Source organism: Promicromonospora sukumoe, from assembly GCF_014137995.1.
Lineage (GTDB): Bacteria > Actinomycetota > Actinomycetes > Actinomycetales > Cellulomonadaceae > Promicromonospora > Promicromonospora sukumoe.
Genome location: NZ_JACGWV010000003.1, coordinates 667,787 through 682,615 on the forward strand (window position 1 = coordinate 667,787; position 14,829 = coordinate 682,615).

The 14,829-nt window shown below is 66.4% G+C and carries 10 protein-coding genes; all 10 read left to right on the forward strand.

Translation table 11 applies throughout. The features are described 5' to 3' along the window. Window positions 1-63 precede the first annotated feature (63 nt). Entirely contained in the window at window positions 64-3,576 is a 3,513-nt protein-coding gene (gene rpoB, locus FHX71_RS26990) for a DNA-directed RNA polymerase subunit beta (protein ID WP_182620555.1), read from the forward strand. Window positions 3,577-3,653: 77 nt separating this feature from the next. Then, complete coding sequence (locus FHX71_RS26995; protein WP_182620556.1) at window positions 3,654-7,538, forward strand: DNA-directed RNA polymerase subunit beta'; 3,885 nt, start codon at window positions 3,654-3,656, stop codon at window positions 7,536-7,538. A gap of 427 nt (window positions 7,539-7,965) precedes the next feature. Further along, window positions 7,966-8,340 (forward strand): 30S ribosomal protein S12, encoded by a 375-nt coding sequence (gene rpsL / locus FHX71_RS27000; protein ID WP_182620557.1) that lies wholly within the window; start codon window positions 7,966-7,968, stop codon window positions 8,338-8,340. Continuing rightward, a complete protein-coding gene (rpsG, locus tag FHX71_RS27005) occupies window positions 8,340-8,810 on the forward strand; it encodes a 30S ribosomal protein S7 (protein WP_182620558.1) in 471 nt (156 codons plus the stop codon). The genes rpsL and rpsG overlap by 1 nt, the downstream gene beginning before the upstream one ends. A gap of 94 nt (window positions 8,811-8,904) precedes the next feature. After that, window positions 8,905-11,007, forward strand: coding sequence for an elongation factor G (fusA, locus tag FHX71_RS27010; RefSeq protein WP_182620559.1), 2,103 nt, complete (start codon window positions 8,905-8,907; stop codon window positions 11,005-11,007). A gap of 122 nt (window positions 11,008-11,129) precedes the next feature. Continuing rightward, window positions 11,130-12,326: an elongation factor Tu gene (gene tuf, locus FHX71_RS27015; protein WP_182620560.1), complete on the forward strand. Its 1,197-nt coding sequence runs from the start codon at window positions 11,130-11,132 to the stop codon at window positions 12,324-12,326. A 525-nt stretch (window positions 12,327-12,851) separates the two neighbouring features. Further along, window positions 12,852-13,160 (forward strand): 30S ribosomal protein S10, encoded by a 309-nt coding sequence (rpsJ, locus tag FHX71_RS27020; RefSeq protein WP_019146773.1) that lies wholly within the window; start codon window positions 12,852-12,854, stop codon window positions 13,158-13,160. A 14-nt stretch (window positions 13,161-13,174) separates the two neighbouring features. Further along, on the forward strand, window positions 13,175-13,828 hold the full coding sequence (gene rplC, locus FHX71_RS27025) for a 50S ribosomal protein L3 (protein WP_182620561.1): 654 nt from the start codon (window positions 13,175-13,177) through the stop codon (window positions 13,826-13,828). A gap of 5 nt (window positions 13,829-13,833) precedes the next feature. Next, window positions 13,834-14,523 (forward strand): 50S ribosomal protein L4, encoded by a 690-nt coding sequence (rplD, locus tag FHX71_RS27030; RefSeq protein ID WP_182620562.1) that lies wholly within the window; start codon window positions 13,834-13,836, stop codon window positions 14,521-14,523. Further along, window positions 14,520-14,822 (forward strand): 50S ribosomal protein L23, encoded by a 303-nt coding sequence (rplW, locus tag FHX71_RS27035; protein ID WP_182620563.1) that lies wholly within the window; start codon window positions 14,520-14,522, stop codon window positions 14,820-14,822. The genes rplD and rplW overlap by 4 nt, the downstream gene beginning before the upstream one ends. The last annotated feature ends 7 nt before the right edge of the window (window positions 14,823-14,829 follow it).

The following is a 14,829-nucleotide window of genomic DNA, read 5'->3' on the forward strand; positions in this document are numbered from 1 at the left end:
CAGAGCATCCTGCAGCACCGCAGAGCGTACAGCGTTCACCCGAACTGCAGGGAAGGACCCCTCTTGGCTGCCTCGCGCACCCCTTCAGCTCCGTCCGCCGAAGCCATTGCGAACCGTACCGCTTCCCGTCGCGTTTCCTTCGCAAAGATCTATGAGCCACTCGAGGTCCCCGACCTGCTTGGCCTGCAGACCGAGAGCTTCGACTGGCTCCTTGGTAACCCAGCCTGGCAGGGCAGGGTAGAAACTGCCAAGGCGGCTGGTCGTAATGATGTCCCGGAAACCTCCGGACTGGAAGAGATCTTCGAGGAGATCTCCCCGATCGAGGACTTCGGCTCCTCGATGTCCCTCTCCTTCTCGAACCACCGCTTCGAGCCGCCGAAGTACACGGCGGACGAGTGCAAGGAGAAGGACTTCACCTACGCGGCGCCGCTGTTCGTCACCGCGGAGTTCGTCAACTACACCACCGGTGAGATCAAGAGCCAGACGGTCTTCATGGGCGACTTCCCGCTCATGACGGCGCGCGGCACCTTCATCATCAACGGCACCGAGCGCGTCGTCGTCTCGCAGCTGGTGCGTTCCCCGGGCGTGTACTTCGAGCGCACCCCGGACAAGACCAGCGACAAGGACGTCTTCTCCGCGAAGATCATCCCCTCGCGTGGCGCCTGGCTCGAGTTCGAGATCGACAAGCGCGACGCCGTCGGCGTGCGCGTCGACCGCAAGCGCAAGCAGTCCGTCACGGTGCTGCTCAAGGCGCTCGGCATGCCCGAGTCGGAGATCCGCGAGCAGTTCGCCGACTTCCCGTCGGTGCTCGACACGCTGGAGAAGGACCACGTCCACACCGAGGACGAGGCCCTGGTCGACCTGTACCGCAAGATCCGCCCGGGTGAGCCGCCCACGGTCGAGGCCGGTCGCGCGCTGCTCGAGAACTTCTACTTCAACCCGAAGCGCTACGACCTCGCCAAGGTCGGCCGCTACAAGGCGAACAAGAAGCTCGGTGTCGACGCGGAGCTGGCCGAGTCCACGCTGTCGGTGACCGACGTGGTCCACACGATCAAGTACCTTGCGTCGCTGCACGCGGACAAGACCACCATGGACGGCGTCCGCAACGGCCAGCCCGTCGAGGTGCGCGTCGAGACCGACGACATCGACCACTTCGGCAACCGCCGTATCCGCGCCGTGGGTGAGCTCATCCAGAACCAGGTGCGTACGGGTCTGTCCCGCATGGAGCGCGTGGTTCGCGAGCGCATGACCACGCAGGACGTCGAGGCCATCACGCCGCAGACGCTGATCAACATCCGCCCGGTCGTGGCGTCGATCCGCGAGTTCTTCGGTACCTCGCAGCTGTCGCAGTTCATGGACCAGAACAACCCGCTGGCCGGTCTGACGCACAAGCGGCGTCTGAACGCGCTGGGCCCGGGTGGTCTGTCCCGTGACCGCGCCGGCATGGAGGTCCGTGACGTCCACCCGTCGCACTACGGCCGCATGTGCCCGATCGAGACCCCTGAGGGTCCGAACATCGGTCTGATCGGTTCGCTCGCGTCGTTCGGTCGCATCAACCCGTTCGGCTTCATCGAGACGCCGTACCGCCGGGTCGAGGACGGCAAGGTCACCGACAACATCGACTATCTCACGGCCGATGACGAGGACCGCTACATCATCGCGCAGGCCAACACGCCGCTGCTCGAGGACGGCACGTTCGTCCTCGACCGCGTCCTGGTGCGCACGAAGGGTGGCGAGACCAACGACATCCCGGGTGCCGAGGTCGACTACATGGACATCTCGCCGCGCCAGATGGTGTCGGTCGCGACGGCCCTGATCCCGTTCCTCGAGCACGACGACGCCAACCGCGCCCTCATGGGTGCCAACATGCAGCGTCAGGCCGTGCCGCTGGTGCGGTCCGAGGCCCCCGTGGTCGGTACCGGCATGGAGCGCCGTGCGGCGGTCGACGCCGGCGACGTCATCGTGGCGACCAAGCCCGGTGTGGTCACCGAGGTCTCGGCCGACCTGGTGCTCGTGGCGAACGACGACGGCACGACGGGCTCGTACCGCGTGCACAAGTTCGTGCGCTCCAACCAGGGCACGAGCTACAACCAGCGCGTGCTGGTCGACGAGGGTGCGCGGGTCGAGGTCGGCTCCGTGCTCGCGGACGGCCCGGCGACGGACGAGGGCGAGCTCGCGCTCGGCCGCAACCTGCTGGTCGCGTTCATGTCGTGGGAGGGCCACAACTACGAGGACGCGATCATCCTGTCGCAGCGCCTCGTGGAGGACGACGTCCTCTCCTCGATCCACATCGAGGAGCACGAGGTCGACGCGCGCGACACCAAGCTGGGCCCCGAGGAGATCACGCGGGACATCCCCAACGTCTCGGAGGAGGTCCTCGCGGACCTCGACGAGCGCGGCGTGATCCGCATCGGTGCCGAGGTCGGCGCGGGCGACATCCTGGTCGGCAAGGTCACCCCCAAGGGTGAGACCGAGCTGACCCCGGAGGAGCGCCTGCTGCGCGCCATCTTCGGCGAGAAGGCGCGCGAGGTGCGCGACACCTCGCTCAAGGTGCCCCACGGCGAGCAGGGCACGGTCATCGCGGTGCGCGAGTTCAACCGGGAGGACGGCGACGAGCTGCCCGCCGGCGTGAACCAGCTGGTGCGGGTCTACATCGCCCAGCGCCGCAAGATCACCGTCGGCGACAAGCTGGCCGGCCGCCACGGCAACAAGGGCGTCATCTCGAAGATCCTCCCGCAGGAGGACATGCCGTTCCTCGAGGACGGCACGCCGGTCGACGTCATCCTGAACCCGCTGGGTGTGCCGGGCCGCATGAACGTGGGCCAGGTGCTGGAGACCCACCTCGGGTGGATCGCCAAGCAGGGTTGGGACGTCTCGCTGGCGGAGGACAAGGGCGGCGAGTGGCTCGAGAGCCTTCCCGCGGTCGCTCACCAGAGCGAGCCGGGTCGCCCCGTCGCCACGCCGGTGTTCGACGGCCTGGAGGAGGTCGCGCTCCGCGGTCTCTTCGGCGCCACCCTGCCCAACCGTGACGGCCAGCGCATGGTCAACCACGACGGCAAGGCGATGCTGTTCGACGGCCGCTCCGGCGAGCCGTTCCCCGAGGCCGTCTCCACCGGCTACATGTACATCCTGAAGCTGCACCACCTGGTCGACGACAAGATCCACGCGCGCTCGACCGGCCCGTACTCGATGATCACGCAGCAGCCGCTGGGTGGTAAGGCGCAGTTCGGTGGTCAGCGTTTCGGTGAGATGGAGGTCTGGGCACTCGAGGCGTACGGCGCCGCGTACACGCTCCAGGAGCTCCTCACCATCAAGTCCGACGACGTCCCGGGCCGTGTCAAGGTCTACGAGGCGATCGTCAAGGGCGAGAACATCCCCGACTCGGGTATCCCGGAGTCCTTCAAGGTGCTTCTCAAGGAGATGCAGTCGCTGTGCCTGAACGTCGAGGTGCTCTCGAGCGACGGTGTCTCCATCGAGATGAAGGAGTCCGACGACGAGGTGTACCGCGCCGCTGAGGAGCTCGGCATCGACCTCTCCCGGCGGCCGAACGCCGCCTCCAGCGTCGACGAGATCTGATACCAGGCCGCGCCCGTGCGAGCGGGCGCGGGCCTGGACACCCGAGGATTTTCGAGAACTTCAGGAAGTAGGACACCTTGCTCGACGTCAACGTCTTCGACGAGCTGCGTATCGGCCTGGCCACGGCCGAGGACATCCGTGCCTGGTCGCACGGTGAGGTCAAGAAGCCAGAGACCATCAACTACCGCACCCTCAAGCCGGAGAAGGACGGGCTCTTCTGCGAGAAGATCTTCGGTCCGACCCGCGACTGGGAGTGCTACTGCGGCAAGTACAAGCGCGTGCGCTTCAAGGGCATCATCTGCGAGCGTTGTGGCGTGGAGGTCACGCGCTCCAAGGTGCGCCGTGAGCGCATGGGCCACATCGAGCTCGCCGCCCCCGTCACGCACATCTGGTTCTTCAAGGGCGTGCCGTCCCGTCTGGGCTACCTGCTGGACCTGGCACCGAAGGACCTCGAGAAGGTCATCTACTTCGCGGCCTACATGATCACGTCGGTCGACGACGAGGCGCGCCAGGAGGACCTCCCCAACCTGCAGAACGAGATCGATCTCGAGAAGAAGGAGATCTCCGACCGCCGGGACAACGACATCAACACCCGCGCCCAGAAGCTCGAGGCCGACCTGGCCGAGCTCGAGGCCGAGGGTGCCAAGGCTGACGCGCGCCGCAAGGTGCGCGACTCCGCCGAGCGCGAGATGGCTCAGCTCCGCAAGCGTGCGGACCAGGAGCTGGACCGCCTCGAGCAGGTCTGGGACCGCTTCAAGAACCTCAAGGTCGCCGACCTCGAGGGCGACGAGATGCTGTACCGCCAGCTCCAGGACCGCTACGGCACCTACTTCGAGGGTGCGATGGGCGCGAACGCGATCCAGCAGCGCCTGCAGAACTTCGACCTGGACGCCGAGGCCGAGTCGCTGCGCGAGACCATCCGGTCGGGCAAGGGCCAGCGCAAGACCCGTGCGCTGAAGCGCCTCAAGGTCGTGAACGCGTTCCTGACGACCACCAACTCGCCCACGGCGATGGTGCTCGACGCCGTCCCGGTCATCCCGCCGGACCTGCGCCCGATGGTGCAGCTCGACGGTGGCCGGTTCGCGACGTCGGACCTGAACGACCTGTACCGCCGCGTCATCAACCGGAACAACCGCCTCAAGCGGCTCCTGGACCTGGGCGCGCCGGAGATCATCGTCAACAACGAGAAGCGGATGCTCCAGGAGGCCGTCGACTCGCTGTTCGACAACGGCCGTCGTGGTCGCCCGGTGACGGGCCCCGGCAACCGTCCGCTGAAGTCGATCTCCGACATGCTCAAGGGCAAGCAGGGCCGGTTCCGTCAGAACCTGCTCGGCAAGCGCGTCGACTACTCGGGCCGTTCGGTCATCGTCGTCGGCCCGCAGCTCAAGCTGCACCAGTGCGGTCTGCCCAAGCAGATGGCACTCGAGCTGTTCAAGCCGTTCGTCATGAAGCGGCTCGTCGAGCTCAACCACGCGCAGAACATCAAGAGCGCCAAGCGCATGGTCGAGCGCACGCGTCCCGTGGTCTGGGACGTGCTCGAAGAGGTCATCACGGAGCACCCCGTGCTCCTGAACCGTGCGCCGACGCTGCACCGTCTGGGCATCCAGGCGTTCGAGCCGCAGCTCGTCGAGGGCAAGGCCATCCACCTGCACCCGCTCGTCTGCGGCGCGTTCAACGCCGACTTCGACGGTGACCAGATGGCGGTCCACCTGCCCCTGAGCGCCGAGGCGCAGGCCGAGGCCCGCATCCTCATGCTCTCGAGCAACAACATCCTGAAGCCGTCGGACGGCCGTCCGGTGACCATGCCCTCGCAGGACATGATCATCGGTCTGCACCACCTCACGAGCGACCGCCCGGGCGCCGTGGGCGAGGGCCGTGCGTTCGGCTCCGTGGCCGAGGCCATCATGGCCTTCGACCGTGGCGAGCTGGACATCAACGCCAAGATCAAGCTTCGGATGTCGGACCTGGTTCCGCCGCTGAAGGACTTCGAGGCGCCCGAGGGCTGGGAGCAGGGGCAGCAGCTCCTGTTCGACACCACCCTGGGTCGGTACCTGTTCAACGAGACGCTGCCCGTCGACTACCCGTACGAGAACGGGATCGCCGACAAGAAGCGTCTGTCGACGATCGTCAACGACCTCGCCGAGCGCTACCCGAAGGTGGAGGTGGCCGCGGCGCTGGACGCGCTGAAGGACGCCGGCTACCGCTGGGCCACGCGCTCGGGCGTCACGATCGCCATCTCGGACGTCGCCGCGCCGACGGTCAAGGGCGAGATCCTCGACGAGCACGAGGCTCGGGCCCTCAAGGTCCAGCAGCAGTTCGACAAGGGTCTGATCACCGACGACGAGCGCCGTCAGGAGCTCATCGAGATCTGGACGCAGGCCACCGACCGGGTCGCGCAGGCGATGCGGGTCAACCTCGAGAGCAACGCGCGCAACACCGTGATGCGCATGGTGGGCTCGGGTGCTCGTGGTAACTGGATGCAGGTTCGTCAGATCGCCGGTATGCGCGGTCTGGTGGCGAACCCGAAGGGCGAGATCATCCCTCGCCCGATCAAGTCCAACTACCGTGAGGGCCTGTCCGTCCTCGAGTACTTCATCGCGACGCACGGTGCCCGTAAGGGTCTGGCCGACACGGCCCTCCGTACGGCGGACTCGGGTTACCTGACCCGTCGTCTGGTGGACGTCTCGCAGGACGTCATCATCCGCGAGGAGGACTGCGGCACCGAGCGTGGCCTCACGCTGCCGGTGGCGGAGAAGCTCGCGGACGGCTCGCTCGTCCCGGACGACCGCGTCGAGACCAGCATCTACTCGCGCACCTTCGCGACCGACGTGGTGGACGCCGACGGCAACGTCATCGCGACCGCCGGCTCGGACGCGGGCGACGTCATCATCGACCAGGTGATCGCCGCGGGCATCGAGAGCGTCAAGGTCCGTTCGGTCCTGACCTGCGAGTCCCGCGTCGGTACCTGCGCCAAGTGCTACGGCCGCTCCCTGGCCACGGGCCTGCTCGTGGACATCGGCGAGGCCGTCGGCATCATCGCGGCGCAGTCGATCGGTGAGCCGGGCACGCAGCTGACGATGCGTACCTTCCACACCGGTGGTGTGGCCGCCGCCGAGGACATCACGCAGGGTCTGCCGCGTGTCACCGAGCTCTTCGAGGCCCGCACCCCCAAGGGTGAGGCGCCCATCGCGGAGTACACGGGTCGCGTGACGATCGAGGACACCGAGCGGACGCGTCACCTCGTGCTGACGCCGGACGACGGTGGCGAGGAGATCAAGTACCCGGTCACGAAGCGTGCGCGCCTCAAGATCGCGGACGGCGACCACGTCACCGTGGGCACCCAGCTCGTCCAGGGTGCTGTCGACCCGAAGAAGGTGCTGCGCATCCTCGGCCCCCGTGCCACGCAGACGCACCTGGTGGACCAGGTCCAGGAGACCTACCGCAGCCAGGGTGTGGACATCCACGACAAGCACATCGAGGTCATCGTGCGGCAGATGCTGCGGCGCGTGACCGTGCTCGACTCGGGTGATTCGCAGCTGCTGCCGGGTGAGCTCGCGGAGCGCATGCGCTTCGAGGACGCCAACCGCAAGGCCGTGTCGGAGGGTGGCCAGCCGGCCGCCGGCCGTCCGGAGCTGATGGGTATCACGAAGGCCTCGCTCGCCACCGACTCGTGGCTCTCGGCGGCCTCCTTCCAGGAGACCACCCGAGTGCTCACCGAGGCGTCGATGAGCGGTCGCCGTGACCCGCTGCTGGGCCTCAAGGAGAACGTCATCATCGGTAAGCTCATCCCGGCCGGTACGGGTCTGCCCCGCTACCGCAACGTCGAGGTCGAGCCCACCGAGCAGGCCAAGGCCGAGCTCTACCCGAGCTTCGGCTACGACGAGATCGACTTCCCGACCCTGGGTATGGGCTCGGGCGAGGCGATCCCGCTGGAGGACCTGGACCTCGGCGACTTCCGCTGACCTGATCCTCTGATCGTGAGGTAGAGCGCCTGTCCTGCTCCGCACGGGTTCGTCCCGTGCGGGAGCCGGGCAGGCGCTCTGCTTGGCGGATCTTCGGGCGCATCTCACACCCGATTCGTTTTGACCCCCCGTAGACACGCGGGTAACCTAGGAATCCGTGCCTGCGCCGTCAGGCCGCACCTCTTGAAGGCCGCCGCAAGGTGGCTTCGGAAGCGGCCGATGTGAGTGCGTGGGCACCCCGGCGAGAACCTCCCGGAGCACGTACGTGCCCCGATGGTGGAGCCGGGCCATCGAGCCGGTGGTAAGTGGCGTAGCAGTCCCCGTGCGGGGCTGTGGGTGCCGCATGCGATCGGCACGCACAAGCCAGAACCATCGACGGGGACGCCGGCAGGGCGTCGCCGAAGCTCAAGAAGACGACGGAGACGTAGTGCCTACGATCCAGCAGCTCGTCCGCAAGGGGCGGACCTCGAAGGCCGTGAAGTCGAAGACTCCGGCCCTCAAGGGTTCCCCCCAGCGGCGCGGCGTGTGCACCCGTGTGTACACCACCACCCCCAAGAAGCCGAACTCGGCCCTCCGCAAGGTCGCCCGTGTGAAGCTTTCCTCGCAGGTCGAGGTCACCGCGTACATCCCCGGTGTCGGTCACAACCTGCAGGAGCACTCGATCGTGCTCGTGCGCGGCGGCCGTGTGAAGGACCTTCCCGGCGTTCGCTACAAGATCGTCCGCGGCGCGCTCGACACCCAGGGTGTCAAGGGTCGCAAGCAGGCTCGGTCTCGTTACGGCGCCAAGAAGGAGAAGAGCTAATGCCCCGTAAGGGTCCGGCCCCGAAGCGGCCGCTCATCGTCGACCCGGTCTACGGGTCCCCGGTTGTCACGCAGCTGATCAACAAGGTCCTGCTCGACGGCAAGAAGTCGACCGCCGAGGCGATCGTCTACGGCGCCCTCGAGGGCGTCCGCTCCAAGACCGACGGCGACCCTGTCGTGGTGCTGAAGCGTGCGCTGGACAACGTCCGCCCCGCCCTCGAGGTGCGCTCCCGCCGCGTCGGTGGCGCCACCTACCAGGTGCCGGTCGACGTGCGTCCGACGCGCGCCACCACGCTCGCGCTGCGCTGGCTCACCGACTTCTCCCGCGCTCGCCGCGAGAAGACGATGACGGAGCGTCTCATGAACGAGATCCTCGACGCGTCGAACGGTCTCGGTGCCGCGGTCAAGCGCCGCGAGGACATGCACAAGATGGCCGACTCCAACAAGGCCTTCGCGCACTACCGCTGGTAGTAGCTTCCGAGCGGCCCCGGGTCACCCCCGGGGCCGTCGGTGGATGCTTGACCGCCGGCCCCCAGCCCACCTTTAGACCAAGGGGTAAGACACCGTGGCACTCGACGTGCTGACCGACCTGAACAAGGTCCGCAACATCGGCATCATGGCCCACATCGATGCCGGAAAGACCACGACGACCGAGCGCATCCTGTTCTACACGGGTGTGAACTACAAGATCGGTGAGACGCACGACGGTGCGTCGACGATGGACTGGATGGAGCAGGAGCAGGAGCGCGGCATCACGATCACGTCCGCCGCGACGACCTGCTACTGGAAGAACAACCAGATCAACATCATCGACACGCCGGGCCACGTCGACTTCACGGTCGAGGTGGAGCGGTCGCTCCGCGTGCTGGACGGCGCGGTTGCCGTGTTCGACGGCAAGGAGGGTGTCGAGCCCCAGTCCGAGACGGTGTGGCGGCAGGCGGACAAGTACGACGTCCCGCGCATCTGCTTCGTCAACAAGATGGACAAGCTCGGCGCCGACTTCTACTTCACCGTCGACACGATCATCAACCGCCTCAAGGCGAAGCCGCTCGTCATCCAGCTCCCGATCGGTGCTGAGAACGACTTCGAGGGCGTTGTCGACCTCATCGAGATGAAGGCGCTGACCTGGCGCGGCGACACCAAGATGGGCGAGGAGTACGAGGTCGAGGAGATCCCGGCCGACCTCGTCGAGAAGGCGCAGCAGTACCGTGCCGAGCTCATCGAGGCCGTCGCCGAGGCCGACGACGACCTGCTCGAGAAGTTCCTCGGTGGCGAGGAGCTCACGATCGCCGAGATCAAGAGCGGCATCCGCAAGCTCGTCATCTCGTCCGCGGCCTTCCCGGTCCTGTGCGGCTCGGCGTTCAAGAACAAGGGCGTGCAGCCCATGCTCGACGCCGTCATCGACTACCTGCCGTCGCCGCTCGACGTGCCGGCCGTCGAGGGCCACGACGTCAAGGACGCCGAGAAGGTCGTCGTGCGTCGTCCCGAGGAGTCGGAGCCGTTCTCGGCTCTCGCCTTCAAGGTCGCCACGCACCCGTTCTTCGGCAAGCTGACCTACGTCCGCGTCTACTCGGGCAAGGTCGCGCAGGGCGCCCAGGTGCAGAACTCGACCAAGGGCAAGAAGGAGCGCATCGGGAAGCTCTTCCAGATGCACTCCAACAAGGAGAACCCGGTCGAAGAGGCGCACGCCGGCCACATCTACGCGTTCATCGGGCTCAAGGACGTCACCACCGGTGACACCCTGTCGGACCCGCAGAACCAGGTCATCCTCGAGTCGATGAGCTTCCCGGAGCCCGTCATCGACGTGGCGATCGAGCCGAAGACGAAGGCCGACCAGGAGAAGCTGTCGACCGCCATCCAGAAGCTCGCGCAGGAGGACCCCACCTTCCGCGTGAAGCTGGACGACGAGACCGGCCAGACCGTCATCGGCGGCATGGGCGAGCTCCACCTCGACATCCTCGTCGACCGTATGCGTCGCGAGTTCAAGGTCGAGGCGAACGTCGGCAAGCCGCAGGTCGCCTACCGCGAGACCATTCGCCGCGTCGCGGAGAAGGTCGACTACACGCACAAGAAGCAGACCGGTGGTTCCGGCCAGTTCGCCAAGGTCCAGGTGACCTTCGCGCCGCTGGAGACGTCGGAGGGCGAGCTCTACGAGTTCGAGAACGCCGTCACCGGTGGCCGCATCCCGCGCGAGTACATCCCGTCGGTCGACGCCGGTATCCAGTCGGCCATGCAGCAGGGTGTGCTGGCGGGCTTCCCGGTCGTCGGCGTCAAGGCGTCGCTGATCGACGGTGCGTACCACGACGTCGACTCCTCGGAGATGGCGTTCAAGATTGCCGGTTCGATGGTCTTCAAGGAAGGCGTCAAGCGCGCCGACCCTGTCCTGCTCGAGCCGGTCATGGCCGTCGAGGTGCGTACGCCCGAGGAGTACATGGGCGACGTGATCGGCGACATCAACTCTCGACGTGGCATGATCCAGTCCATGGAGGACGCGACCGGTGTGAAGGTCGTTCGCGCCCAGGTGCCGCTCAGCGAGATGTTCGGCTACATCGGTGACCTCCGGTCGAAGACCCAGGGTCGCGCGGTGTACTCGATGCAGTTCGACAGCTACGCCGAGGTTCCCAAGGCAGTTGCCGAAGAGATCATCAAGAAGACCCGGGGCGAGTGAGTCCCCACAGGTCGACCCGCACAACCAACCTGTAGGAAAAACCGCACGCCCCGCAGTTGTAGGCTTCTTGGCCGAGCATCTGCAACGTTCGGAACATCTACCCAAGTCCCAGGAGGACCCCAGTGGCTAAGGCCAAGTTCGAGCGGACCAAGCCGCACGTCAACATCGGCACGATCGGTCACGTCGACCACGGTAAGACGACGCTGACCGCCGCGATCTCGAAGACGCTTGCGGACAAGTACCCGGAGCTCCCGGCGAACACGCAGCGCAACTTCGACGAGATCGACGCCGCGCCGGAGGAGAAGCAGCGCGGTATCACGATCAACATCGCGCACATCGAGTACGAGACGCCGAAGCGCCACTACGCGCACGTCGACGCCCCGGGTCACGCCGACTACATCAAGAACATGATCACCGGTGCCGCCCAGATGGACGGCGCGATCCTGGTGGTCGCCGCGACCGACGGCCCGATGGCCCAGACGCGTGAGCACGTGCTGCTCGCCCGTCAGGTCGGCGTGCCCTACCTGCTCGTCGCGCTCAACAAGTCCGACATGGTCGACGACGAGGAGATCCTCGAGCTCGTCGAGATGGAGGTCCGCGAGCTGCTGTCGTCGCAGGAGTTCGACGGCGACAACGCCCCGGTCGTTCGCGTCTCGGGCCTCAAGGCTCTCGAGGGCGACCCGGAGTGGGTCGAGAAGATCGTCGAGCTGATGGACGCCGTCGACGAGAACGTTCCGGAGCCGGAGCGCGACCTCGACAAGCCGTTCCTCATGCCGATCGAGGACGTCTTCACGATCACCGGTCGTGGCACCGTCGTCACCGGCAAGGTCGAGCGTGGAACCCTGGACATCAACTCCGATGTCGAGATCGTGGGTATCCGCGTCCCGCAGAAGACCACCGTCACGGGCATCGAGACGTTCCACAAGCAGATGGACCAGGCGCAGGCCGGCGACAACACCGGTCTCCTCCTGCGTGGCATCAAGCGCGAGGACGTCGAGCGTGGCCAGGTCGTCGTGAAGCCGGGTTCCATCACCCCGCACACGAACTTCGAGGCTCAGGTCTACATCCTGGGCAAGGACGAGGGTGGCCGTCACAACCCGTTCTACTCGAACTACCGCCCGCAGTTCTACTTCCGTACCACGGACGTCACCGGCGTCATCACGCTGCCCGAGGGCACCGAGATGGTCATGCCGGGCGACAACACCGAGATGTCGGTCGAGCTGATCCAGCCGATCGCCATGGAGGAGGGCCTGGGCTTCGCCATCCGCGAGGGTGGCCGCACGGTCGGATCGGGCCGCGTCACCAAGATCATCAAGTGATCCTGGTGCACGGACTCATCTGACGGAAGTCAGCTGAACGATGGGGCCCGGGCGCTTCGGCGCCCGGGCCCTGTTGCTTGAGTAGTGGGCATCACACCGCCTTGCGTTTGGCGCATGCCAAGACGTATGGCAAGATTGCATAGTTGCCTGTCACAGGCGCGCTCTTTCAAGTGTCGAACAGTGTGCAGAACCGCAGCCCAGGTCCCGGATCGTTCGGGGCCGGCAGAGGCTGGAGCGGTCACCCTCCCGGGGTAATCCGGACGAGGGGTCGCGGGGTTTATCGCTTGCTATTCGATGCGTATGGAGCGCCCCGCGGAGCACACGTTCTCCGGTTTTCCGGAGGCACTGTTCCGAGCAGGCTCGGCAAACGTCGTGGTCGGTCCAGCTTCAGAGCTGGGTCAGATCACTTCCCAACGGCCCCGGCACCAGCAATGGTGTTCTGCGCCCGGCTGTGCCGCTTTAAGCGACACGCCCGAGTGCGTGGGTCGGACAGTAGCGGTTCGAGAGAGAGAGTCAGACGACGCCATGGCGGGACAGAAGATCCGCATCCGGCTCAAGTCCTACGACCACGAGGTGATCGACAGTTCGGCGCGCAAGATCGTCGACACGGTCACTCGCGCTGGTGCGACGGTCGTGGGTCCGGTGCCGCTGCCGACGGAGAAGAACGTCTTCGTTGTGATCCGGTCGCCTCACAAGTACAAGGACAGCCGCGAGCACTTCGAGATGCGTACGCACAAGCGGCTCATCGACATCATCGATCCCACGCCCAAGGCCGTCGACTCGCTCATGCGACTCGACCTGCCGGCGGACGTGAACATCGAGATCAAGCTCTGAGGCTGGAGGACATCATGACCAACCAGCAGAAGAACGTGACCGCGTTGCTCGGCACGAAGCTTGGTATGACCCAGCTCTGGGACGAGGCAGGCCGCCTCGTGCCGGTGACCGTGGTCTCCGTGGGCACCAACGTGGTGACCCAGATCCGTACGGTGGACGCCGACGGCTACGCGGCTGTTCAGCTCGCGGCCGGCCAGGTCGACCCCCGTAAGGTCACCAAGCCCCTCAAGGGCCACTTCGAGAAGGCCGGCGTGACGCCGCGCCGTCACGTGGCCGAGGTTCGTACCGAGAACGCCGCCGAGTTCACGCTCGGCCAGGAGATCACCGCGGAGGCCTTCGAGGCCGGCGCCCTGGTCGACGTCATCGGTACCACCAAGGGCAAGGGCACCGCCGGTGTGATGAAGCGTCATGGCTTCTCCGGCGTGGGCGCCTCGCACGGTGCGCACCGCAACCACCGCAAGCCGGGCTCGATCGGTGGCGCCTCGACGCCGTCGCGAGTCTTCAAGGGCGTGCGGATGGCCGGTCGGATGGGTAATGACCGTCAGACCACCCAGAACCTGACCGTTCACGCGGTCGACGTCGAGAAGGGTCTGCTGCTCGTCAAGGGCGCGGTTCCCGGCCCCAAGGGTGGCGTCGTCCTCGTGCGTAACGCCGCGAAGGGAGCGTGAACCCGATGACCGCTCTGACTGTCGACGTCCTGGACGCCCAGGGCAAGAAGTCCGGCACTGCCGAGCTCCCCGCTGAGGTGTTCGACGTCGCCGTGAACATCCCGCTGATCCACCAGGTGGTCGTTGCGCAGCGCGCAGCCGCCCGCCAGGGCACCGCCTCCACGAAGACTCGTGGCGAGGTCCGCGGTGGTGGCCGCAAGCCGTACAAGCAGAAGGGCACCGGTCGCGCCCGCCAGGGTTCGACGCGCGCCCCGCAGTTCGCCGGTGGTGGCACCGTCCACGGCCCGCAGCCGCGCAAGTACGACCAGCGCACCCCGAAGAAGATGAAGGCCGCCGCCCTGCGCGGTGCGCTCTCCGACCGCGCTCGCGCGGGTCGCGTGCACGTCGTCGCCGGCTTCGGCATCGACGGTGTCCCGTCGACCAAGACGGCGCTCTCGACGATCACGAAGCTGACCACGCGTGAGCACGTGCTCATCGTGACGCAGCGTGACGACGAGGCCACGGTCAAGTCCCTTCGCAACGTGCCCGAGGTGCACCTCCTGGTCGCTGACCAGCTGAACACCTACGACGTGCTCGTCTCCGACGACGTCATCTTCACCGAGGGCGCGCTCGCCGCGTTCCTCGAGGGTCCGGCCAAGGCCGGGAAGGCTGTCGCCACGGAGTCCGAGGCCGAGACCGAGGAGACCGCAAAGTGACCGTCACCGTGAAGGACCCGCGCGACATCCTGCTCGCGCCGGTCGTCTCCGAGAAGAGCTACAACCTTCTCGACGAGGGCAAGTACACCTTCATCGTGGACCCGAGCGCCAACAAGACCGAGATCAAGATCGCGATCGAGAAGGTCTTCAGCGTCAAGGTCGCCTCGGTGAACACGATCAACCGCAAGGGCAAGACGCGTCGCACGCGTTTCGGCCTCGGCAAGCGTAAGGACACGAAGCGTGCGATCGTCACCCTCCGCGAGGGAACGATCGACATCTTCGGCGGTCCGGTCGGCTGAGCTGACG